This is a genomic window from Pseudomonas sp. MWU12-2345, from assembly GCF_023242385.1.
Lineage (GTDB): Bacteria > Pseudomonadota > Gammaproteobacteria > Pseudomonadales > Pseudomonadaceae > Aquipseudomonas > Aquipseudomonas gingeri_D.
Map to the genome: position 1 here is coordinate 1 of NZ_JALLJA010000006.1, position 22,136 is coordinate 22,136.

18 protein-coding genes are annotated in these 22,136 nt (G+C 62.4%); 13 read left to right on the forward strand and 5 right to left on the reverse strand.

Annotation, left to right across the window (positions count from 1 at the left end):
- Window positions 1-31: 31 nt before the first annotated feature.
- The 3 genes from M5C71_RS13845 to phhA form a co-directional block, all read right to left on the reverse strand.
- Window positions 32-1,231, reverse strand: a complete 1,200-nt coding sequence (locus M5C71_RS13845) for an amino acid aminotransferase (RefSeq protein ID WP_248768150.1) — start codon at window positions 1,229-1,231, stop codon at window positions 32-34.
- Window positions 1,228-1,584 (reverse strand): 4a-hydroxytetrahydrobiopterin dehydratase, encoded by a 357-nt coding sequence (locus M5C71_RS13850; RefSeq protein ID WP_100938979.1) that lies wholly within the window; start codon window positions 1,582-1,584, stop codon window positions 1,228-1,230. Before M5C71_RS13850 ends, M5C71_RS13845 begins: the two co-directional genes overlap by 4 nt.
- Before the next feature lie 102 nt (window positions 1,585-1,686).
- Complete coding sequence (gene phhA, locus M5C71_RS13855) at window positions 1,687-2,472, reverse strand: phenylalanine 4-monooxygenase (RefSeq protein ID WP_248768070.1); 786 nt, start codon at window positions 2,470-2,472, stop codon at window positions 1,687-1,689.
- Between the two features lie 292 nt (window positions 2,473-2,764).
- On the opposite strand from phhA, the gene M5C71_RS13860 reads away from it, so the two are divergent.
- Complete coding sequence (locus tag M5C71_RS13860) at window positions 2,765-4,324, forward strand: sigma-54-dependent transcriptional regulator (RefSeq protein WP_103496528.1); 1,560 nt, start codon at window positions 2,765-2,767, stop codon at window positions 4,322-4,324.
- A gap of 24 nt (window positions 4,325-4,348) precedes the next feature.
- Here M5C71_RS13860 and M5C71_RS13865 read toward each other — a convergent pair whose 3' ends face one another.
- Together M5C71_RS13865 and M5C71_RS13870 are read right to left on the reverse strand one after the other, a co-directional pair.
- The gene (locus M5C71_RS13865; RefSeq protein ID WP_100938982.1) at window positions 4,349-5,071 is read right to left on the reverse strand and encodes a TylF/MycF/NovP-related O-methyltransferase; all 723 of its coding nucleotides are present in this window, start codon (window positions 5,069-5,071) and stop codon (window positions 4,349-4,351) included.
- Window positions 5,068-5,934, reverse strand: a complete 867-nt coding sequence (locus M5C71_RS13870; protein WP_103496529.1) for a hypothetical protein — start codon at window positions 5,932-5,934, stop codon at window positions 5,068-5,070. The genes M5C71_RS13865 and M5C71_RS13870 overlap by 4 nt, the downstream gene beginning before the upstream one ends.
- A 333-nt stretch (window positions 5,935-6,267) precedes the next feature.
- Here M5C71_RS13870 and M5C71_RS13875 point away from each other — a divergent pair, with 333 nt between their 5' ends.
- The 12 genes from M5C71_RS13875 (at window position 6,268) to M5C71_RS13930 (ending at window position 22,135) form a co-directional block, all read left to right on the forward strand.
- The gene (locus M5C71_RS13875) at window positions 6,268-7,008 is read left to right on the forward strand and encodes a flagellar basal body rod protein FlgF (protein ID WP_177100078.1); all 741 of its coding nucleotides are present in this window, start codon (window positions 6,268-6,270) and stop codon (window positions 7,006-7,008) included.
- Between the two features lie 46 nt (window positions 7,009-7,054).
- Window positions 7,055-7,840 carry a flagellar basal-body rod protein FlgG gene (flgG, locus tag M5C71_RS13880; RefSeq protein ID WP_152738447.1) on the forward strand — a complete coding sequence of 262 codons (786 nt, stop codon included), beginning with the start codon at window positions 7,055-7,057 and terminating at the stop codon, window positions 7,838-7,840.
- A 55-nt stretch (window positions 7,841-7,895) separates the two neighbouring features.
- Window positions 7,896-8,573: a flagellar basal body L-ring protein FlgH gene (gene flgH / locus M5C71_RS13885; protein WP_248768071.1), complete on the forward strand. Its 678-nt coding sequence runs from the start codon at window positions 7,896-7,898 to the stop codon at window positions 8,571-8,573.
- Between the two features lie 11 nt (window positions 8,574-8,584).
- A complete protein-coding gene (locus M5C71_RS13890; RefSeq protein ID WP_152738450.1) occupies window positions 8,585-9,694 on the forward strand; it encodes a flagellar basal body P-ring protein FlgI in 1,110 nt (369 codons plus the stop codon).
- Between the two features lie 10 nt (window positions 9,695-9,704).
- A complete protein-coding gene (flgJ, locus tag M5C71_RS13895; protein WP_248744689.1) occupies window positions 9,705-11,000 on the forward strand; it encodes a flagellar assembly peptidoglycan hydrolase FlgJ in 1,296 nt (431 codons plus the stop codon).
- Window positions 11,001-11,010: 10 nt separating this feature from the next.
- A complete protein-coding gene (gene flgK / locus M5C71_RS13900; protein WP_103495987.1) occupies window positions 11,011-13,062 on the forward strand; it encodes a flagellar hook-associated protein FlgK in 2,052 nt (683 codons plus the stop codon).
- 13 nt (window positions 13,063-13,075) lie between these two features.
- Window positions 13,076-14,641 carry a flagellar hook-associated protein 3 gene (locus tag M5C71_RS13905; protein ID WP_248768072.1) on the forward strand — a complete coding sequence of 522 codons (1,566 nt, stop codon included), beginning with the start codon at window positions 13,076-13,078 and terminating at the stop codon, window positions 14,639-14,641.
- A gap of 112 nt (window positions 14,642-14,753) precedes the next feature.
- Window positions 14,754-18,347, forward strand: a complete 3,594-nt coding sequence (locus M5C71_RS13910; protein WP_248768073.1) for a glycosyltransferase — start codon at window positions 14,754-14,756, stop codon at window positions 18,345-18,347.
- Window positions 18,348-18,517: 170 nt separating this feature from the next.
- Window positions 18,518-19,291, forward strand: a complete 774-nt coding sequence (gene rfbF / locus M5C71_RS13915) for a glucose-1-phosphate cytidylyltransferase (protein WP_103495984.1) — start codon at window positions 18,518-18,520, stop codon at window positions 19,289-19,291.
- Window positions 19,273-20,355, forward strand: coding sequence for a CDP-glucose 4,6-dehydratase (gene rfbG, locus M5C71_RS13920; protein WP_177100090.1), 1,083 nt, complete (start codon window positions 19,273-19,275; stop codon window positions 20,353-20,355). The genes rfbF and rfbG overlap by 19 nt, the downstream gene beginning before the upstream one ends.
- On the forward strand, window positions 20,352-20,912 hold the full coding sequence (gene rfbC / locus M5C71_RS13925; RefSeq protein ID WP_103495982.1) for a dTDP-4-dehydrorhamnose 3,5-epimerase: 561 nt from the start codon (window positions 20,352-20,354) through the stop codon (window positions 20,910-20,912). Before rfbG ends, rfbC begins: the two co-directional genes overlap by 4 nt.
- A complete protein-coding gene (locus tag M5C71_RS13930; RefSeq protein ID WP_248744691.1) occupies window positions 20,909-22,135 on the forward strand; it encodes a class I SAM-dependent methyltransferase in 1,227 nt (408 codons plus the stop codon). Before rfbC ends, M5C71_RS13930 begins: the two co-directional genes overlap by 4 nt.
- Window position 22,136: the final 1 nt, after the last annotated feature.

Genomic DNA, 22,136 nt, shown 5'->3' on the forward strand with positions numbered 1-22,136 from the left:
GGACCATGTCCAGCCAGCACGTGCCGTTGTGTCAGTCCTTGCAGACCGCGGCAATCGCCTGCGCCAGCGCATCCAGGCGCGTCGCGTCGATTCCCGCCACGTTGGCCCGGCCGGAGCTGACCATATACACGCTGTGCTCGTCGCGCAGGCGTTTGACCTGGGCCGGTGACAAACCGGTATAGGAGAACATGCCGCGCTGCACGCCAATATGCGCGAAGCGCTCGGCTAGGCCATGGGGCTGCAGGGCTTCCACCAGGCCGCTGCGCAGTTGCGCAATACGCAAACGCATGGCTTCCACTTCATCGGCCCACAGGCTCTTCAACTCTGGGGTGCCGAGAATGGTGGTGACCACCGCCGCGCCATGATCCGGTGGGTTCGACCACAGGTTACGGGCCACCGCCGCCAGTTGACTGCGCACATCCAGCAGTTTTTCAGCATCGCCGGTGCAGACGATCAGTGCGCCGATGCGCTCGCGGTACAGGCCGAAATTCTTCGAGCAGGAACTGGTGATCAGCACTTCCGGCAATTCCCGGGCGAACAACCGCGCGGCCCAGGCATCCTGCTCCACGCCATCGCCAAAGCCCTGGTAGGCGAAGTCGATCAGCGGCAGCAGTTCGCGGCGACGGACGATGTCCAGCACCTTGTACCAGTCGTCGTGGGACAGGTCGAAACCGGTCGGGTTGTGGCAGCAGGCGTGCAGCAGCACCACGTCACCCTGCGGCACCTGTTCCAGGGCGGCGAGCATGCCTTCGACGTTCAGGCGGTTGTCGCTGTCGACATAAGGGTAGTGACTGATCTTCAAGCCAGCGGCGGCGAAGATGGTCTCGTGGATCGGCCAGGTCGGATCGCTGAGCCAGATGCCACGACCCGGAAGGCAGTGGGCGATAAAGTCGGCACTCAGGCGCAAGGCGCCGGTGCCACCCGGGGTCTGGGTCGCGCCGACGCGTTGGGCGGCGATCAACGGCGAGTCCGCACCCATCACCAGCTCGTTGAGCAGGCTGCCAAAGCGCAGGTCGCCGTGGCCACCGATATAGGACTTGGTCCGCTGCTCGTCCACCAGCCGCTGTTCAGCCAGCTTGACCGACCGCAGGATCGGGGTCAGGCCCTGGGCATCCTTGTAGACGCCTACGCCCAGGTCGAACTTGCGAGGATTGGGGTCCTGGGCATAAGCCTCCAGCAACCCGAGGATCGGGTCGCCGGGTACACGCGCGATGGCGTCGAAATGCATTATTTACGGCCCTCGGCGGCGTGGCTGACCTCGTCGGTGCGTGCCGCCATGATGAAATCGTTACGGTGCAGGCCCTTGATCGAATGGCTCCACCAGGTGACGGTGACTTTGCCCCACTCGGTCAGCAGACCCGGGTGATGGCCTTCGGCTTCGGAAATCTCGCCGACGGCATTGGTGAAGGCCAGGGCGAACTTGAAGTTCTTGAACAGGAAGACCTTCTCCAGCTGCATGATGCCGTCCCGCACTTCGATGTTCCAGTCCGGAATCTGTTTGATCAGCAGCGGCAGTTCTTCGTCGCTGACCTGGGGGGCATCGGCGCGGCAGGCTTCGCAGTGGGCTTGGTTCAAGGTGTTCATGATGGATTCCTGAAATCGTTTTTTTATTCAAGGACGCCGTTCGAATACGCTATTCGAAAACGTCGGTTCGAGAAAGACGCACGTAGCGCTCAATGTCGCGGATCAGGCGGCCTTGGGCGGGAATTTCGGGGCGTGCAGACCCAGCTGCATGCCGCGCTCGACCATGCCCATGATGTCTTCGTGGGCCAGGTCGAACAAGCGCTTGAGGTTCGGCAGGACAAAGTACAGCGGTTGCAGGATGTCGATGCGATACGGCGTGCGCATGGCTTCCAGCGGATCGAAGAGCTGATGCTCGGGCTGGTTGGACAGGCTGTACACGCTCTCTTTCGGCGAGGAGAGAATGCCGCCGCCATAGATGCGCCGACCTTGCGGGGTGTCCACCAGGCCGAATTCGATGGTCATCCAGTACAGGCGCGCCAGGTACACCCGTTGCTCCTTGCTGGCTTGCAGGCCGAGCTTGCCGTAGGTGTGGGTGAATTCGGCGAACCAGGGGTTGGTCAGCAGCGGGCAGTGGCCAAAGATTTCGTGGAAAATGTCCGGCTCTTGCAGGTAGTCGAGCTCTTCTTCGGTGCGAATGAAGGTCGCCACTGGAAACTGCTTGTTGGCCAGCAGTTCGAAAAAAGTCTGGAACGGAATCAGCGCCGGCACCCGGGCGACTTGCCAGCCGGTGGTGGCGCCGAGGACCTGGTTGATTTCGCCGAGTTGCGGAATCCGGTCGTGGGGCAGGGCCAGTTTTTCGATGCCGTCCAGGTATTCCTGGCACGCGCGGCCTTCGATCACTTTCAGTTGGCGAGTGATCAGGGTGTTCCACACGGCATGCTCGGCGGCCGGGTAGTCGATAAAACCTTGCGCATCGGGCTCGCGAGCCACGTAGTGCGTCTGCTTCATACCGCTCTCCTGCTGGGGGATTCGTTCTTGTTATGTGCTGCGATGGGCTTAGTGTTAACCCGTTGAGGGGGCGTGCGCATCCAGGGCAAAGCGCGAAGGGGTAGGATGCATGCCGATATTTCGTAAAGAAATCGTTACGAAATGGCGTTTTGCTGATGCGTAAGGCGTTTTGACGTGGCGATCAAGCGGGTTTTCGTCACATAATCTTTACGACTAACTGCGGCGTACTGAAAAAAGTGCCCGCTCCGCAGGGGCCCATGGGGCCCGGCTATCACCCTTTTCGAGCCTTTCCATGCGTATCAAAGTGCACTGCCAGAACCGCATCGGCATTCTTCGCGACATTCTCAATCTGTTGGTGGACTACGGCATCAACGTCGCCCGTGGCGAAGTCGGCGGTGATCAGGGCAATGCCATCTACCTGCACTGCCCGAATCTGATCAACCTGCAGTTCCAGGCCCTGCGGCCGAAGTTCGAAACCATCGCCGGGGTGTTTGGCGTCAAACGCGTCGGCCTGATGCCCAGCGAGCGTCGGCATATGGAGCTCAACGCCTTGCTTGGGGCCCTGGAGTTTCCGGTGCTGTCCATCGACATGGGCGGCTCGATTGTCGCGGCCAACCGCGCGGCGGCGCAGTTGCTCGGGGTCAGGGTTGACGAGGTGCCGGGCATCCCGCTGGCGCGTTATGCACCGGATTTCGACCTGCCGGAGTTGGTGCGTGCCAACCAGTCGCGGATCAATGGCCTGCGGGTCAAGATCAAGGGTGACGTTTTCCTGGCGGATATCGCGCCGTTGCAGTCGGAACACGATGACAGCGAGGCGATGGCCGGCGCGGTGCTGACCTTGCATCGCGCCGACCAGGTCGGCGAGCGTATCTACAACGTGCGCAAGCAGGAGTTGCGCGGCTTTGACAGTATTTTCCAGAGTTCGAAAGTCATGGCCGCGGTGGTTCGCGAGGCCCGGCGCATGGCACCGCTGGATGCACCGCTGCTGATTGAAGGCGAGACCGGGACCGGCAAGGAATTGCTGGCGCGGGCCTGCCACCTGGCCAGCCCGCGGGGACAGGCGCCGTTGATGGCCCTCAACTGCGCCGGCTTGCCGGAGTCCATGGCTGAAACCGAGCTGTTCGGCTACGGTCCCGGCGCGTTCGAGGGCGCGCGGGCCGAGGGCAAGCTCGGGCTGCTGGAACTGACCGCCGGCGGTACCTTGTTCCTCGACGGGGTGGGGGAGATGAGTCCGCGCCTGCAGGTCAAGTTATTGCGCTTTCTCCAGGATGGCGGGTTCCGTCGGGTCGGCAGCGACGAGGAGGTGTACCTGGATGTGCGGGTGATCTGCGCGACCCAGGTCGACCTCTCGGAGCTGTGTTCGCGGGGTGAGTTTCGCCAGGACCTCTATCACCGTCTCAACGTGTTGTCCCTGCATATCCCGCCCCTGCGTGAGTGCCTGGACGGGCTGACCCCGTTGGTGGAGCATTTTCTCGACCAGGCCAGTCGGCAGATCGGTTGCCCCTTGCCGAAGTTGGCGCCGGCGGCGATGGATCGTCTTGCGCACTATCACTGGCCGGGCAATGTCCGGCAGTTGGAGAACGTGCTGTTCCAGGCGGTTTCCCTCTGCGAGGGCGGGGTGGTCAAGGCCGAGCATATCCGGTTGCCGGACTATGGCGTGCGCCAACCCCTGGGGGATTTTTCCCTGGAGGGCGGGTTGGACGAGATTGTCGGGCGGTTCGAGCGGGCGGTGCTGGAGCGTCTGTACTCGGAGCATCCGAGCAGTCGCTTGCTGGGCAAGCGGCTGGGGGTTTCCCATACCACCATTGCCAACAAGCTGAAGGAATATGAGGTCGTCAAGGGCGGGCAGTAACCAGGCCTCCCGCCCCTGGCTCGATCAGATGTGGAAGTAACCCACGCACGAGTCGAACGGCAGGCGCTTGAGCTCGATCTTGTTCATGTCGAACACTTCGCGCAGGGCCTTGGTTTCACCCGGGAAGTTGCGATAGGCAACTTCGTCGAGTACCACGATGGCACCTTTGGGCATGTACGGCAGGAAGGTTTCCAGGGCGACCTTGGTCGGTTCGTAGAGGTCGGTATCGAGGATCAGCATGGCCACCACCAGGTCCGGACGGGACTTGACGAATTCCGGCACGGTCTTGCAGATATCGCCCTTGACCAGTTCGCAGCGCGGGATGCGGTTGACCGGACGCAGCAGGTCGTTGGCATCGATCATGTCCTGGATCAGCGACTGGTCGGTGTCGGAGAACATGTTCTCGTTGATGTCGGCCGGGTCTTCATCCTTGTTGATGCTGGTGAAGCCTTCGAAGGTGTCGAAGCCGACGATCGAACGGTTGATCGCGTACGGCTCGAGGATCATCGACAGGTGCATGTAGAGCATCAGCGAGTTGCCCTTGTACACGCCGCATTCGATGATCGCACCCGGCACGTCCATGACCTTCTTGAACAGCTCCATGCGCGACAGGGCGGCGGTCACGTTGATGCGGTTGGCGAACACGAACGGCGCGTCGGCCACGTATTCGGCATCGACCCGCTTGAGCACGCCGGCACGGGTTTCGTTGTATTGAGCCTCGGCAGGCGTAATGCGGCGCTTGGTCATTGATAGATTCCTTGGAAATTCGAGAAGTCGTGGGCGTGGAAGTAGTCTTTGAAGCCGGCCCCGACATCCGGGCAGGCGCTGTCGACGTTGGGGGCGCCGCGCTTGTGTTGCAGGTCGTCCAGGTGCATCAGGCGGAAGTCCACGCTGAAGCGGGTCTGTTCGGTGTAATTGGGTACGGTGCCATGCAAATGTGAACCGGAGAAGATCAGCATCTCACCGGTGTTGCCGGCAATGCGGACTTCCGACGACGTATCGATGTCGGCCAGGGGCACCGGGTGCACGCGCACTTCCTCGGTCAGGTTTTCCTTGGCCTTGTGCCGCTGGTTGTTGATCCAGTCGTTCAGGCTCCAGTCCTTCGAGGTGTTGAGCACCGGCTTTTCGAAGTAGCCGGCGTTGATCATCATGGTCTGGTTCGGGGCGATGGTGTAGACCGGCATCCAGGTGTTGATCTGGCAATCGACGCTGCCGTACCAGGTGTCGCGATGGGGCTTGTAGGCGTAGCTGACGCCGGCATGCAGGTAGTTGTAGTTGGGCACGACGCGCAGGCGCGGCACATCGAAGATGTACTCGCGCGGGTCGATGCCGACTTCATGGATGAACGCCAGGATCAGGTCCTTGACGCGCTGGCTGTTGGTGAACTGGCCCTTGAGGCGGGTCACCCGGCTGACGAATTCCTCGACCGGCATCATCGTGTGCAGGGACTGGTGATCGGTCTCGCCGTCAAAGGCCAGGGTGATGCTTTCCTTGGCAAAACCACAGAGCTCCTTGGCGGTCGCCAACTGGGTGTCCAGGAAGATGGCGCCTGAATAGATCTCTTCCTTGAAGTCCGCTTTTTTCTGTAGTTGGTTGATGTACAGGTTCACGTCAGCCCTCCTGAATACTGTGGCTAATTCTGAATGTCGGCAGTCACGGGGCAAACTTGACGTTGGTTGCCGTCTGCCGGGTTGGCTTGCAAGGTCTATTCCAGGGTGGTTTTCTGGCGCCCGCCGCACGAGGGGAAACGACCGATACTTGCCGCCAGCGGCATAACCGCGCCGTTTTTTCGTCTGCCCTCAAGACCTTGAAAGCCAGCCAAAGGTACTCAAGCCCCGTCACGAGGGCTTGTCCTGCGTCAAGAAAAAAGTTGGTTCGGAAATTGCTTGCGCCTCTCGCAGTACAGCGGTGGCGGCAAACGCCCGTCAGGAAGAGGAAAGACTGTGGACAAGTACCTTTACGTGGCAATGACCGGTGCGGCCCAGAATGCTCTGGCGCAAAAGGCCCATGCCAACAATCTGGCGAACCTCTCGACCAACGGTTTTCAACGTGACCTGGAACAGGCTCGTTCCATGCCGGTGTTCGGTGACAGCTTTCCGTCACGTGCCTACGCCATGTCCGAGCGCCCGGGCACGGATTTCGACTCGGGTCCGATGGTCGAGACCGGTCGCGATCTCGACGTGGCGGTGGCCGGTGACGGCTGGGTGGCCGTGCAGACACCTGACGGCGGCGAAGGTTACGTGCGCACCGCGAGCATGAATATTGACGCCCTCGGGGTGCTGCGTGCCGGCAACGGCATGCCGGTCATGGGCAATGGCGGGCCGATCGCCGTGCCACCCGAGTCGAAGATCGAAGTGGGCGAGGACGGCACCATCAGCATTCGCGCCATGGGTGAAGGGCCGCGGGTGGTGGCGGAAGTCGACCGCATCAAGCTGGTCAACCCGGATCTGAAGAACATGATCAAGGGGCCGGATGCCGTGGTGCATACCAAGGACGGCACGACCGCGCCGGTCGACGCCAACGTCAAGGTGGTCTCGGGCTTCCTGGTGGGCAGCAACGTCAATGCCGTGGAGGAAATGACCTCGGTGCTGGCCCTGTCCAAGCAGTTCGAATTGCACATCAAGATGATGAACACCGCCAAAGAAGATGACACGGCTATGGCTCGGGTCTTGCAGAACAGCTAATCACCAGAACGTAGCGCCGTAAAACAGGCGCGCGAAGGAGAACAGAATGCTTCCGGCTCTATGGGTTGCAAAAACAGGTTTGGCGGCACAAGACACCAACCTGACGACTATTTCCAACAACTTGGCCAACGTCTCGACCACCGGCTTCAAGCGTGATCGCGCCGAGTTCCAGGACCTGCTGTACCAGATCAAGCGTCAGCCGGGTGCCGAGTCGACCCAGGACAGCGAACTGCCGTCGGGCCTGCAACTGGGTACCGGTGTGCGGATCGTCGGCACCCAGAAGAACTTCGCCGCCGGTAGTCTGCAAACCACCGACCAGCCGCTGGACATGGCCGTCAACGGTCGCGGTTTCTTCCAGATCCTGCAACCGGACGGCACCACGGCCTACACCCGTGACGGTACCTTCCACCTGAGCAACACCGGGCAGATCGTCACCGCCAACGGTTTCACCCTGCAGCCGGCGATCATCATCCCGAACAACGCCCAGACCTTCACCGTCGGCCAGGACGGCACGGTCTCGATCACCGTCGCCGGCAGCCCGACTTCGCAAGTGATCGGCAATATCCAGACCGCCGACTTCATCAACCCGGCCGGCCTGCAGGCCAAGGGTGGCAACCTGTTTCTGGAAACCGCCGCCAGCGGCGCGCCGCAGGTCGGCACCCCGGGTCTCAACGGTTTCGGTACCACCGAGCAGAGCACCCTGGAAACTTCCAACGTCAGCACCGTGGAAGAAATGGTCAACATGATCACCACCCAGCGTGCCTACGAGATGAACTCCAAGGTGATTTCCACCGCCGACCAGATGCTCCAGTACGTCGCACAGAACCTGTAATCAAGTCTATGAGGCGGCCTGAAGGGCGCCTGCAACACCGTGAGGTAATAGGGTCATGAATCGGTTGTTTTCCATGCTCGCGTTGAGCGCGATGGCGCTGTTGGCCGGCTGCATGAGCCCGCTACCCAAGCCCAATGACCCGTATTACGCGCCGGTGTTGCCGCGTACCCCGTTGCCCGCCGCGGCGAACAACGGTTCGATCTACCAGGCCGGCTTCGAGCAGAACCTGTATGGCGACCGCAAGGCTTTCCGGGTCGGTGACATTGTCACCATTACCCTTAATGAAGCCACCCAGGCGAGCAAAAATGCCAACTCCGACCTGTCGAAGAAAGATGCCAACAACTTTGGCCTGACCACGCTCTTCGGCTCGTCGGTGACCAGCGGCAACGCAAACCTGAATATCGGCTATGGCGGTACCAAGACCACCGACGGTTCCTCCAAGGCCGCGCAGAGCAACAGCCTGACCGGCTCGATTACCGTGACCGTGGCTGACGTGCTGCCCAACGGCATCATCGCCGTACGGGGCGAGAAGTGGTTGACCCTCAATACCGGCAATGAGCTGGTGCGCATCGCCGGGATGATCCGCGCGGATGATATCGCCACCGATAACACCGTTCCGTCCACTCGCGTGGCCGATGCGCGCATTACCTACTCGGGTACCGGCGCCTTTGCCGATACGAGCCAGCCGGGTTGGCTCGACCGCTTCTTCCTCAGCCCGCTCTGGCCTTTCTAGGTGCTACGACCATGTTCAATCTCAAGCATCTGATGGCGGCTGTGCTGCTGATGTCCACCGCTCTCGGTGCCCAGGCCGAGCGGTTGAAGGACATCGCCAGTATTTCCGGTGTGCGCTCCAACCAGCTGATTGGTTATGGCCTGGTGGTCGGTCTCAACGGTTCGGGTGACCAGACCACGCAGACACCGTTCACCCTGCAGACCTTCAACAACATGCTCTCGCAGTTCGGCATCAAGGTGCCGGCCAACGCCGGTACCGTGCAGTTGAAGAACGTCGCGGCGGTGTCGATCAGTGCCGACCTGCCGGCGTTCGCCAAGCCGGGGCAGGTGGTGGATATCACCGTCTCGTCCATCGGTAACGCCAAGAGCCTGCGCGGCGGCACCCTGTTGATGACGCCGCTCAAGGGTATCGACGGCAACGTCTACGCCATCGCCCAGGGCAACCTGGTGGTGGGCGGTTTCGATGCTTCTGGCGCGGACGGTTCGAAGATCACCGTCAACGTTCCGTCGGCCGGGCGGATCCCCGGCGGGGCTTCGGTGGAGCGCGCGGTACCGAGTGGTTTCAACCAGGGCAACAGCCTGACCCTGAACCTCAACCGTTCTGACTTCACCACCGCCAAGCGGATCGTCGACAAGGTCAACGACCTGCTCGGCCCGGGCGTGGCCCAGGCCATCGACGGCGGTTCGATCCGCGTCACCGCGCCGCTGGATCCGAGCCAGCGGGTCGACTACCTGTCGATGCTGGAAAATCTTGAGGTCGACCCGGGCCAGGCGGTGGCTAAAGTCATCATCAACTCGCGTACCGGTACCATCGTGATCGGCCAGAACGTCAAGGTGTCGCCGGCCGCGGTGACCCACGGCAGCCTGACCGTGACCATTACCGAAGACCCGATCGTCAGCCAGCCGGGGCCGCTGTCCAATGGCACCACGGCGGTGGTACCGCGTTCGCGGGTCAACGCCCAGCAGGAAGCCAAGCCGATGTTCAAGTTTGGCCCGGGGACCACCCTGGACGAGATCGTCCGTGCGGTGAACCAGGTGGGTGCGGCGCCAGGCGACTTGATGGCGATCCTCGAAGCCTTGAAACAGGCCGGCGCCTTGCAAGCCGACCTGATCGTGATTTGAGGCCGTCGCTATGGTGGATATGCGCAAGAGCGGGTTGGCAAGCACCGGCGACTCCGGTGCCTACAGCGACCTGAACCGAATGAACAGCCTGAAGGTCGGCAACCGCGACAGCGATGCCAACATTCGCAAGGTGGCGCAGGAGTTCGAGTCGCTGTTCGTTGGCGAAATGCTCAAGTCCGCGCGCGCGGCCACTGATGTAATGGCCCAGGACAATCCGCTCAATACCCCGGCGACCAAGCAATATCAGGAAATGTACGACCATCAGTTGGCCGTGACCATGTCGCGCCAGGGTGGCGGTATCGGCCTGGCCGATGTGCTGGTGCGCCAGATGAGCAAGAACAAACCGACGCATCCCTCCCAGGGCGGGCTCAAGGTCGGGCCGCCGGCCGGTACGGTTGCGAGCGAAGCACCGGTGCCGACACCGATCAATGCTGGCACCACCACGGCCGCGACCGCGGCTTCGCCGTTCGCGCGCTCCAATGGCCAGCGGCCGTTGTGGGCCTCGCGGGTCGCCAGCCCGATCCACAACAGCGACGGCAGCCTGCACAACGACATGGCCAAGCTCAACGAGCGTCGCCTGGCGTTGCCGAGCAAGTTGACTGATCGCCTGGTCGCCGGGCTGGTGCCGTCGGCCGACGGCAGCCTGGCCACGGTCAACGCCCAGGCTGTGCCGGCGCGCAACAGCGCCGCCAGCGATTCCGTGCTCCAGGGTCAGGCCATCCACGGCTTGAGCAATGTGCCGAGCACGCGCATGCAGATCTATGGTCGCGCCGTGGCCCAGCCGCCGTTGGCGCCGGCCAAACAGGCGTTCAGTTCGCCCGACGAATTCGTCGCCACCATGCTGCCGATGGCGGAACAGGCGGCCAGGCGCATTGGTGTCGACCCGCGTTACCTGGTGGCCCAGGCAGCCCTGGAAACCGGTTGGGGCAAATCGGTCATGCGCCAGCAGGACGGCAGCAGCAGTCACAACCTGTTCGGCATCAAGGCCGGCAGCAGTTGGCAAGGGCCGCAGGCCCGCGCCATCACCAGTGAGTTCAAAAATGGCCAGATGGTCAAGGAGACGGCGGACTTCCGTTCCTATGCCTCCTACCAGGACAGCTTCCACGATCTGGTGACCATGCTGCAAAGTAATAATCGCTATCAAGATGTACTGAAGTCGGCCGATAAACCTGAACAGTTTGTACGCGAGTTGCAAAAGGCCGGGTATGCCACTGACCCGGACTACGCCAGCAAGATTTCGCAAATAGCAAAACAGATGAAGAGCTACCAGAACTACGCTGCGGCGGGCGCTTCCACGAATTTATAAGGTCTGAATCATGAGCTTGCTCAATATTGGTATGACGGGGTTGAACGCGGCCTCGACGGCTTTGAACACCACCGGCAACAACATTTCCAACGTTGATACGGCCGGCTATTCACGTCAGTCAACCGTTCAGACCAGCTCTGCCTCGCAGCAATACGGCAACGTGTTCATCGGTACCGGCACGACCCTGGCGGATGTCCGTCGGGTCTACAGCGCCTACCTGGATGCGCAGTTGCAAACCTCGACCTCGCTCAACAGCGATTCGTCCTCGTACCTGGCCCAGGTCACGCCGACCGACTCCATGCTGTCGGATACCAACACCGGCATGACCGCTTCGTTGCAGAAGTTCTTCAGCTCGCTGCAAAGTGTGTCGACCACCCCGACGGACGATGCGTCCCGCCAGACGACGCTGACCAGCGCCCAGGCGTTGAGCGACAAACTCAACTCCCTCTCCCAGCAATTGAGCGCCCAGAACACCGGGATCAACAGCAACCTGTCGGACATGGCCGGCCAGGTGAACAAGCTGGCGAGTACCATTGCCCAGTACAACGATCAGATTTCCAAAGTCACCACCGCCGCCGGTGCCCCGAACGACCTGCTGGACCAGCGCAGCGAGGCGGTGCGCCAGTTGTCCGAGCTGGTCGGGACCCAGGTGGTCCAGCGCGGTTCGAGTTATGACGTCTATATCGGCAGCGGTCAGCCGCTGGTGATGGGCAACAGCACCAACACCCTGTCCGCCGTGCCGAGCAAGGACGACCCGAGCCAGTCGGCCTTGCAGCTGGATCGCGGCACCAGCACCGTCGATATCACCTCCACGGTGACCGGTGGCGAGATCGGTGGTCTGCTGCGCTATCGCAGCGATGTGCTCGACCCGTCGATCAACGCGTTGGGGCGCATTGCCATGGTCGCGGCCGACCAGATGAACAAGCAGCAGGCCCAGGGCATCGACAAGAACGGCAACTTCGGTTCGCCGATCTTCAACGATATCAACAGCGCCACCCTGATCAGCCAGCGCAGCATCGCCAATGGGAACAACAGCGCCGGTTCCGGCAACCTGAACGTGACCATCGCCGACACCGGTGCGCTGACCACCAACGATTACCAGGTCACCTTCAGCAGCGCGACCAACTACAGCGTCACGCGCTCGGACGGCACCGCGATGGGGTCCTTCAGCACCACTACCACGCCACCACCGGTCATCGACGGGATCACCCTGAGCCTCAATGGTGGTGGCGCGATGAGTGCCGGCGACACCTTCAAGGTGACCCCGACCCGCAGCGGTGCCAGTGATATCCAGACGGTGATGACCAACGCGCAGAACATTGCCGCGGCGGCGCCGCTGGCCGGTGTCACCAGTGCCAACAACGGCGGCACCTACACCCAGCCGACCCTGGTCGACCAGTTGGGCACGTCCAACGCGACCAACAACGCGCAGTTGCAGGATGCCATCAAGTACGGCACGCCGGCCAAGATCGTCTTCGGCGCACCGGGTACCGGTGCGACCGCAGGTACCCAGGGCTACACCCTGACCGATGCCCAGGGCAACGTGATGGGCACCGGTACCATCGTGCCGGGGCAGGCCAACACACTGAACCTGAAAATCAACATGGTCGACGCCAGCGGCAATCCGGTGTTGGACGGCGCAGGCGTGCAGAAGACCTTCACCGTTCAGACCACGGTCAGCGGTAATCCGAAGTCCGGTGAAAGCTTTACCATGTCGATGACTGGCGCCGGTTCTTCGGACAACCGCAACAGCACCGCCCTGGTCGCCCTGCAAAACAGCAAGACCGTGGGGACGAGCGCCACGAACGGCGGCAGCAGCATCTCCGACGCCTACGGCACCTTGGTCTCCACTGTCGGTACCAAGGCGTCCCAGGCCACCTCGGACAACACGGCGACGACGACCATCCTGACCAACGCCAAGGGCGCGCGCGACTCCCTGTCCGGCGTCAACCTGGACGAAGAGTCCGCCAACCTGGTCAAGTACCAGCAGTACTACACGGCCGCGTCGCAGATTATCAAAGCCGCCCAGGCCATCTTCAGCACGCTGCTCAGCAGCCTTTAAGGAGTCGTGATTCATGCGCATTTCCACCGCCCAGTATTACGAAACCACGGCTGCCAACTACCAGCGCGGTTACAACGACACGCTCAAGACCAGTGCCGAGGCCAGCAGCATGGTCAAGGTCAATACCGCCGCCGATGACCCGGTAGGGGCCGCGCGGCTGTTGCAGCTGGGCCAGCAAAGCGCTGCGCTGACCCAGTACTCCAGCAATATCAGCTCGCTCAAAGGCTCTTACAGTCAGTCGGAAACGGCCTTGACCGCGATTCAGAGCGCCATGCAATCGGCTCGCGAAATCGGGCTGTCGGCCATCAGTGGCACCAACACCGATGCCGATCGCAAGGCCTATGCCCAACAGTTGGGACAGATCCAGCAAACGGTCCTCGGGCTGATGAACAGCCAGGATGCCAACGGCAACTACCTGTTCGGCGGTTCGAAGACCAGCGCTCCGCCCTATACCGCCAACTCCGACGGCACCTACAGCTACAACGGTGATCAGTCGCAGTTGAACCTGGCCATTGGCGACAATAGTTCGGTGGCCAGCAATGTGACGGGCTGGGACGCGTTCCAGCAGTCCATCAACACTGCCCGCACCCAGGTCACCATGACCTCGCCGGCCGTGGACGACGGTCGCGTCACCCTGTCCAACGGCCAGGTCAGCAATAGCGCGACCTACAACGCTCAGTTCGCCGGCGGTCAGCCGTATACCGTCAGTTTCCTCAGCAGTACCCAGATCAAGATCACCGATGCCAGCGGCGCTGACGTCACTTCCGAAGCCAGCCAGAACGGCGTGATCAGCAACAGCAACGGCGCGAACCAGACGGTCACCTTTCGAGGCGTGGACCTGGGGCTGAACCTCAACCTGAAGTCCGGTGATGTGCCGGATACCGTGATTGCCGGGCACAGCTTCACCCTTTCGGCGCAGCCGGATACCTTCAATACCTCGCGCAGCGCCGGCAACCCGTCGACCGCGGTGGTGACCGGGGCGACGACGACCAACCAGGCGGCCTACGACAGCACCTTCCCTGCCAGTGGGGCGATCCTCAAGTTCACCAGCGCCACGGCCTATGACTTGTATGCATCGCCGATCACGGCCAGCAGCCGGCCGGTGTCCTCGGGGACCATGGCCGGTTCCACGGCGACGGCGGCGGGGGTCAGCCTGACCTTGGGCGGTACGCCGGCGGCCGGTGATCAGTTTGTGGTCCAGCCGAATAATCACCAGACCCAGAATATCCTCGATACCTTGAACCAGATGATAGGTACGTTGAACACGCCGGCCGATGGCAATCCGGTTGCCCAGCAGAAGCTGCTGGCAAGCATGAACGCCGGGGTCAGCAACGTCACCAGCGCCATGGACCAGGCGGGCAGTGCGGTCACCGCCATCGGTACCCGCGGCCAGGTCCTGGATGCCCAGGACGCCACCAACCAGAGCCTGGTGCTGGCCAACACCACCAGCCAGGGGGCGATTCGCGACGCCGACCCGGCGGCGGTCATGACCCAGCTGACCCTGCAGCAGACCATGTTGCAGGCGGCGCAGTTGGCCTTCAGCAAAATCAGTCAATTGGGCCTGTTCAACAAGATCTGATTCGACCCGGGCGCGGGAGCCATCGTGGCTCTCGCGCCTCCATCAACCGCCTTTTTCAGCGGTTCCAGTGGCTCGTCCGATCGGGTGAGTCGCGCCGCTTGCGAGCCCCGTCGTGAACCCAGTCCCACTCGTCAGTCTCGTCATTCCCGCCGTCAATCCACGCTTTTTTGGCAAAGCCCTGCACAGTGCCTTGGGCCAGAGCTACGGCAATCTCGAAATCATCGTGTGCGATGACAGCCAGGATGACGAAATTGGCCGTCTGGTCGAGACCATGAGTGAAGAGGCGGGCCGGCCGGTACGTTATGTCCGTAACGCGCTCAGGCTCGGGCATGTGGCTAATTTGCTCGCGGGTCTTGAGTTGGCCCAGGGCGAATTCATCAAGTTTCTCTATGATGACGACCAACTGTTTGGCGCCTGTATCGAGCGCCAGGCGCAGGTCCTGGTCGAGCAGGCCGACGTCAACCTGGTGCTGGCGCAACGCATGTTCTGGGACGCCGACGATCTGCAACTGCCGATTCGTCTTGAGAACGCTACGTTGGCGCCCACTTGTTCGGTCTTCAAGGGCGAAGACCTGCTGGCGATTTTCGAGACCTTTCCGGTCAATATCCTGGGTGGTTTCAGCAATGCGCTGTTGCGTCGCGCGGATGTGCTGGAGTGGTTGCCCGCCTTGACCCAGCCGGGGCATTGTTTTGTCGCTTCGCTGGAGTTCGCGCTGTATATCTGCCTGTTGCGTCGCGGCAATATGGTGATGCTGAACCACGTCCTGAGTGTCGAGCGTCGTTACCCGGAGCGGCCCAATCGGCAGCAGGCGATGCTTGATGCGGTGCTCTCCGAGCGTGAGTGGCTGCTGCAAATGCTCAAGGCGCGCAGTGGCGAGTCGGCCCCGGCCCATGGCTGGGTCCGTTTGTTGCCGCTGACCCGTGCCAATGAGTCGCCACGGGTCTGGGGTGAACTGGCGTTGCTGCGGACCCTGGGCACCAAGCAGACCACCGAGATCTGGCGCGTCGGGGTTACCAGCGACAGTTTTTCCGAAATGTATGCCCAGTGGCTGGCGTGTCGGACCCTGACGGAGCCCGAGCGCAAACTGCTGCCCGATGCACTGCTCGAGTGGGCGTGGCAGCCGAAGATCGTGGCGGTGGTGATTGATCGGGAGGGCGGTCTCTCCGGCCTGGACAGCACCCTGCAGAGTCTGGCCGGGCAGCTCTATCCCGCGGAGTTGACACTGGTACTGTCTGACGCCTGTAGCGAAGCCGTGCTGTTGGACCGGGTGTTTACCTTGCCTTTGCAAGAGGACTGGCAGCAGCAACTCAATGAGCTGTTGGCCCAGATTGACGGTGCTGACTGGTTTTATCTGTTGCGTGCCGGGGATCGCCTGGTGGAGCCCGCGCTGCTGGTGCTGGCTGATCGCATCGTACAGGCCGGCGAGGAATGCTGTTTCTATAGTGACGAGAGCTGTTTGCGCGACGGCGAGCCGGCGGAGCCGGTTTTCAAGTCCGACTTCAACCTGGACCTGATGCGCAGCTATCCGTATGTGGGGCGTGTCCTGGCCTTCAAGCGCGAGCCTTTCCTGGCGCTCGGTGGTTTCGACTCGCGACATGGCGAACTGGCGCCTCACGACCTGCTCTGGCGGCTGGTCGAGCAAGTCGGTACCCAGGTCGTCGGGCATATCGCCGAGGTACTGGTGGAGTCCGTGTTGTCGCTTTCCCAGTGGATGTCGCTGCCCGAGTTGCTCGAACTGAACGCACCGCTGCTCGAGGCGCATCTGTGGCGTCTCGGCGTGGACCATGAGTTGCGTGACAGAGGGCAGGCGCTGTTCAACCGTGTGGATTATCTGCACGCGGATCGACCGCTGGTCTCGATCATTATCGTCTGCAAGGATCAGTTGGCGGCGGTACAGCGTTGTGTCGAAACCTTATTGGAAAAAACCCTTTACCGCCAATACGAGCTGCTGCTGGTGGACAACGGCAGTGAAAGTCCCGAGGCGCTGGCCTGGCTGAGCGCCATGGCCAGTATGGGCAGCGATCGTTTGCGCGTATTGACCTTTGCCCGCCAGAGTCAGGCTGCCGTTATCAACGCCGCTGCCGGGCAAGCCCGGGGCGACTATCTGTTGCTGTTCAACCCCTACCTGATGGTGACTGACGGCCTCTGGCTCGACGAGATGCTCAATCATGCGCAGCGCCCGGAAGTCGGCGTGGTGGGCCCCAAACTGTTCAATGCCGACGGACGCGTGGTACATGCCGGTCTGGTGTTGGGATTGCATGGGCCTGCGGGCCTGCCTTTTCATGGCGAGTCCCTGCAGTCCGCGGGCTATATGCACCGTTTGCAGATCGCCCATGATCTGAGTGCGGTCGGTGCCGATTGCCTGATGGTGCGCAAGACCGTATTCGACAGCGTGCAGGGGCTGGATGAAGCGCAGTTTGTGCAGACGCTCGGTGAAGTCGATTTGTGTCTGAAGATTGGCCGCAGCGGTTATCTGGTGGTCTGGACCCCGCATGCGCAACTGGCCCTGGGGGCCCGCCCGAGCGTGGTTCTCGAGGCGGACCAGCAAGCCCTGCGTGAGGCTGAGCAGGAGGCGTTCTACCTGCGTTGGCTGCCCGTGATCGCTCGGGATCCGGCCTACAATCCCAACCTGAGCCTGCGCACCCTGGGCGGCAGCAGTTTTGGCCTCGAACCGGGTCTGCTTTCCGGCTGGAGCCCGTTTTCAGTCCGCAACCTGCCGAAGGTCCTGGCGCTTCCGGTCAACGCCTCGGCCATCGGCCATTACCGGGTGACGCAGCCACTGATCGAATTGCAGGCCGCGGGGCGGGCGGTGGGGCGGGTCATGTATGAAATGCCGTCGATTATCGAGGTGGAGCGTCAGTCTCCTGACGTTATCGTGCTGCAGGGGCGTTATACCGAAGGGCCGATCAATGAGTGCGTGCCGCTGAAGACTTACTCGAATGCCCGGCGCGTCTACGAGCTGGATGACTATGTGATCCAGCCGACCAAGAAAAACGCCCATGTGCGCAACATGCCGACCCGTGACGAGATGGAGGCGCTGGTTCGTCGCGGCATCGGCCTGTGTGATCGGGTCGTGGTGTCGACCGAGCCGCTGGCCGATGCCCTGTCGTCCATGCACAGCGATATCCGGGTCGTTCCCAATATGCTCGCGACCCACCTGTGGACGGGCTTGAAGGGACAGCGCCGGACCTCGAAAAAGCCCCGTGTCGGTTGGGGCGGCGGTACCAGTCACTCCGGCGATCTGGCGGTGATCGCCGAGGTTGTGCGCGAGCTGGCGACGGAGGTCGACTGGGTCTTTTTCGGCATGTGCCCGGACGATTTGCGCCCTTACATGCATGAGTTCCATGGGGTGATCGGGCTGGAGGTGTACCCGGCGAAGCTGGCCAGCCTGAACCTGGACCTGGCCCTGGCGCCGTTGGAGTTCCATATCTTCAACGACTGCAAGAGCAACCTGCGGCTGTTGGAGTACGGCGCCTGCGGCTATCCGGTGATCTGCACCGATACCAAGGCCTATACCGGCTACCTGCCGTGCACCAAGGTCAAGAGCAACTCCACCGATGAGTGGCTGCAGGCGATTCGCATGCACCTGTCCGATCCCGATGCCAGCTACCGCATGGGGGATGAACTGCGTGAGATCGTCCTGCGCGACTACATGTTGCGTGGCGACAACCTGCGTTACTGGGAGAACGGCTGGCTGGCCGATTGATCCCGCCGTGGAGCTGGCGCGTTTCCTGCAAGTCCCCCTGCATATCGCCATAAATCGTGCATTTGGCGGCGCGGCCCACGGGCCGCGTGCCGCTGGCGCGATTTGACCCGGCAGTCTGGGAAGTCCCACAGCGCCTGAGCAGGCCCTGTGTCGAACAAGAGGGGACGTTGATGAAGGCAGTTATTCTGGCGGGTGGCCTGGGCACGCGGATCAGCGAGGAATCGCACCTCAAGCCCAAGCCGATGATCGAGATCGGCGGCAAGCCAATTCTCTGGCACATCATGAAGCAGTACTCGGCCCACGGTATCCACGACTTCGTGATCTGCCTTGGGTACAAGGGCTACGCCATCAAGGACTTCTTCGCCAACTACTTCCTGCACACCTCCGACGTCACCTTCGACATGAGCAACAATCGCATGGACGTTCACCAGAACTACAGCGAGCCATGGCGCGTGACCCTGATCGACACCGGCGAAGACACCATGACCGGCGGCCGCCTGCGTCGTGCCGGGCGTTACCTGGAGAACGAAGAGGCCTTCTGCTTCACCTACGGCGACGGCGTCTCGGACCTGAACATCGGCGCGCTGGTGGACTTCCACCTTTCCAGCGGCAAGTTGGCGACGGTCACTGCCGTACAGCCGCCAGGCCGCTATGGCGCGCTGGAGCGCGACGGTGACATGGTCCGTGGCTTTATCGAAAAGCCCCGTGGCGATGGCGGTTGGATCAATGGCGGTTTCTTCGTCCTGTCGCCCAAGGTGCTGTCGCTGCTCAGTGACGACAGTACCGTCTGGGAAGCCGAACCCTTGGCGGAACTGGCCACCCTGGGGCAACTGAACGCCTTCCAGCACGACGGCTTCTGGCATCCGATGGACACCCTGCGGGACAAGAATCACCTGGAGCAACTGTGGCAGAGCGGGGAGGCCCCATGGAAGCAGTGGGACTGAGCCGGGCATTCTGGAGCGGCAAGCGGGTCCTGCTGACCGGCCATACCGGGTTCAAGGGCAGTTGGTTGGCACTGTGGCTCGAGAGCCTGGGTGCCCAGGTCAGCGGCTTCGCCCTCGATCCCAGTACCGACCCCAGCCTGTTCGAACTGGCCCGGGTTGGCGAGAGTCTCAACGACCAGCGCGGCGACCTGCGCGACCTCGGCGCCTTGCTTGAACTGATCGCCGAGACCGAACCGGAAATTGTCCTGCACCTGGCGGCCCAGCCGCTGGTGCGCGAAGCCTATCGCGATCCGCTCGGCACCTATTCGAGCAATGTCATGGGTACCCTCAACCTGTTGGAAGCGATTCGCCAGGTCGGTGGGGTACGGGCCTGTGTGCTGGTCACCACCGACAAGGTCTACGCCAACCAGGAGTGGGCCTGGCCCTATCGCGAGAACGAAGCCCTCGGCGGCCATGATCCCTACAGCAGCAGCAAGGCCTGTTGCGAACTGTTGGCGCAGTCCTATGTGGCCTCCTTTTTCCCGGCCGAACGCTATGAGGCCCATGGCCTGGCGGTGGCGACCGCGCGGGCCGGCAACGTCCTGGGCGGCGGCGACTTCTCCCCGGAACGGCTGATTCCCGACGTGCTCCGGGCCTGGTCGGCGGACGAGCCGGTGACCCTGCGCTATCCACAGGCGGTACGGCCCTGGCAGCATGCGCTGGAGCCGCTGGCCGGTTACCTGCAACTGGCCGCCGCGCTGTATGAGCGTGGGCCGGAAGCGGCCGGGGCGTGGAACTTCGGGCCTGGCGAGGACGACATGTGCAGTGTCGGCGACGTCGTCGCTCGACTCGCCGGGCGCTGGCCCCAGGCGCCGGGCCTGCGGGTCGAGCCCAGCGAGCTGCACGAGGCCGGTCTGTTGCGCCTGGACAGCAGTCGCGCCCGGCAGTTGCTCGGCTGGCAACCGCGCTGGTCCTTGCAGCAATGCCTGGAACACACCCTCGATTGGCACCTGGCCTGGAAAAACGCCGAGGACATGCGCAGCGTGACCCTGGCGCAATTGAATCTGTACCGGGGTGAGCTTTGAGTGAATTCCTGATTCATGCCTTGCCCCTCAAGGGGCTGTTCAGCGTACAGCACAAGCATCACGCCGATCAGCGCGGGCATTTTTCCCGGTTGTTCTGCGAAGGCAGCCTGAGTGCGTTCGGCGAGCCGTTTCATATCCGCCAGATCAACCACTCCTGCACCCGCGAGCGTGGCAGCGTGCGCGGCCTGCATTATCAGAATGCCCAGGCCCCGGAGGCCAAGCTGATCACCTGCCTGCGTGGCGAAGTCTGGGATGTGGCGGTGGACCTGCGTGCGGATTCGCCGACCTTCCTGCATTGGCACGCCGAGTACCTGCGTGCCGGCGACGGTCGCGGCCTGTTGATTCCCGCCGGCTTCGCCCACGGTTTCCAGACCCTCAGCGACGATGCTGAACTGCTTTACCTGCACAGCGCCGACTACACGCCCGCGTCCGAGGGCGGTCTGTCAGTGCTCGACCCGCGCCTGGCAATCGCCTGGCCCGAGGCTGTCAAAAATCTGTCGGCCAGGGACAGCAGTCACCCCCTGATCGATGCGTCTTTCCCTGGAGTGCGTTTATGAACTGCCGAGGTTGCGGTACCCCGCTGGTCTTGCCGTTGATCGATCTGGGGACTTCGCCACCGTCCAATGCCTACCTGCGGGCTGACCAGTTGGAGCAGGCCGAGCCGTGGCTGCCGTTGAAAGTCGCGGTGTGCCAGAGCTGCTGGCTGGTGCAGACCGAGGACTACACCCGTGCCGATACGCTGTTCGACGCCGACTACGCCTATTTCAGTTCGTTTTCCAGTACCTGGCTGGAGCATGCCGAGCGTTATGTGACCGAGATGGTCGAGCGCTTCGAACTGACCGCGGACAGCCGCGTGGTGGAGGTGGCCGCCAACGATGGCTACCTGCTGCAGTATGTCGCCGGGCGCGGTATCCGCTGCCTGGGTGTCGAGCCGACCCGCAGCACCGCCCAGGCGGCGCGGGACAAAGGCCTGGAGATCCGCGAGCTGTTCTTCGGGCGCGATACCGCGTTGCAGTTGCGCGAGGAGGGTTGGGCGGCTGACCTGATGGCGGCCAACAACGTGCTGGCCCATGTGCCGGACATCAATGATTTTCTCCAGGGCTTCGCGACGCTGCTCAAGCCCACGGGAGTGGCCACCTTCGAGTTCCCGCACCTGCTGGCCCTGATCGCCGGGAAGCAGTTCGATACCTTGTATCACGAGCACTATTCCTACCTGTCGCTGACAGCGGTGCAGGCCTTGTGCGTGCGCAATGGCCTGGAAATCTTCGATGTCGGCGGCTTGCCGACCCATGGCGGTTCACTGCGGGTCTTCGTGCAGCGCGCCGACGGTGCTCGTCGCCCGGTGCAGGCAGTGGTCCGCCAGGTGCTGGACGCCGAGCTGGCCGCGGGGGTGAAAACCCCGGCTTTCTACGCCACCCTGGCACCGGCCGCCGAGCGCATCAAGCACGAGCTGTTGCGTTTCCTGTTGCAGGCCAAGGCCGAAGGCAAGCGTGTGGTCGGTTATGGCGCGGCGGCCAAGGGCAACACCTTGCTCAACTATGCCGGGGTCCGTCCGGACCTGCTGGCCTGGGTCGCCGATGCCAACCCGCACAAGCAGGGCAAGTTTCTCCCTGGCAGTCGTATTCCCGTGGTCTCGCCTGAGCGTATCGAGGCGGAAAAGCCCGACTACGTGCTGGTGTTGCCGTGGAACCTGTTGCAGGAAGTGAGTCAGCAGCAGGCCGTGGTGCGTGAATGGGGCGGGCGTTTTGTCGTCGCCGTACCCGAGTTGACGATCCTGTGAG

Coding starts and splice junctions, on each gene's coding strand:
- M5C71_RS13860 (WP_103496528.1), top strand. CDS start 2,765: ATGCGTATCAAAGTGCACTGCCAGAACCGCATCGGCATTCTTCGCGAC.
- rfbG (WP_177100090.1), top strand. CDS start 19,273: ATGGAAGCAGTGGGACTGAGCCGGGCATTCTGGAGCGGCAAGCGGGTC.
- flgJ (WP_248744689.1), top strand. CDS start 9,705: ATGGTGGATATGCGCAAGAGCGGGTTGGCAAGCACCGGCGACTCCGGT.
- M5C71_RS13930 (WP_248744691.1), top strand. CDS start 20,909: ATGAACTGCCGAGGTTGCGGTACCCCGCTGGTCTTGCCGTTGATCGAT.
- M5C71_RS13850 (WP_100938979.1), bottom strand. CDS start 1,584: ATGAACACCTTGAACCAAGCCCACTGCGAAGCCTGCCGCGCCGATGCC.
- flgG (WP_152738447.1), top strand. CDS start 7,055: ATGCTTCCGGCTCTATGGGTTGCAAAAACAGGTTTGGCGGCACAAGAC.
- flgK (WP_103495987.1), top strand. CDS start 11,011: ATGAGCTTGCTCAATATTGGTATGACGGGGTTGAACGCGGCCTCGACG.
- M5C71_RS13865 (WP_100938982.1), bottom strand. CDS start 5,071: ATGACCAAGCGCCGCATTACGCCTGCCGAGGCTCAATACAACGAAACC.
- M5C71_RS13890 (WP_152738450.1), top strand. CDS start 8,585: ATGTTCAATCTCAAGCATCTGATGGCGGCTGTGCTGCTGATGTCCACC.
- phhA (WP_248768070.1), bottom strand. CDS start 2,472: ATGAAGCAGACGCACTACGTGGCTCGCGAGCCCGATGCGCAAGGTTTT.
- flgH (WP_248768071.1), top strand. CDS start 7,896: ATGAATCGGTTGTTTTCCATGCTCGCGTTGAGCGCGATGGCGCTGTTG.
- M5C71_RS13905 (WP_248768072.1), top strand. CDS start 13,076: ATGCGCATTTCCACCGCCCAGTATTACGAAACCACGGCTGCCAACTAC.
- rfbF (WP_103495984.1), top strand. CDS start 18,518: ATGAAGGCAGTTATTCTGGCGGGTGGCCTGGGCACGCGGATCAGCGAG.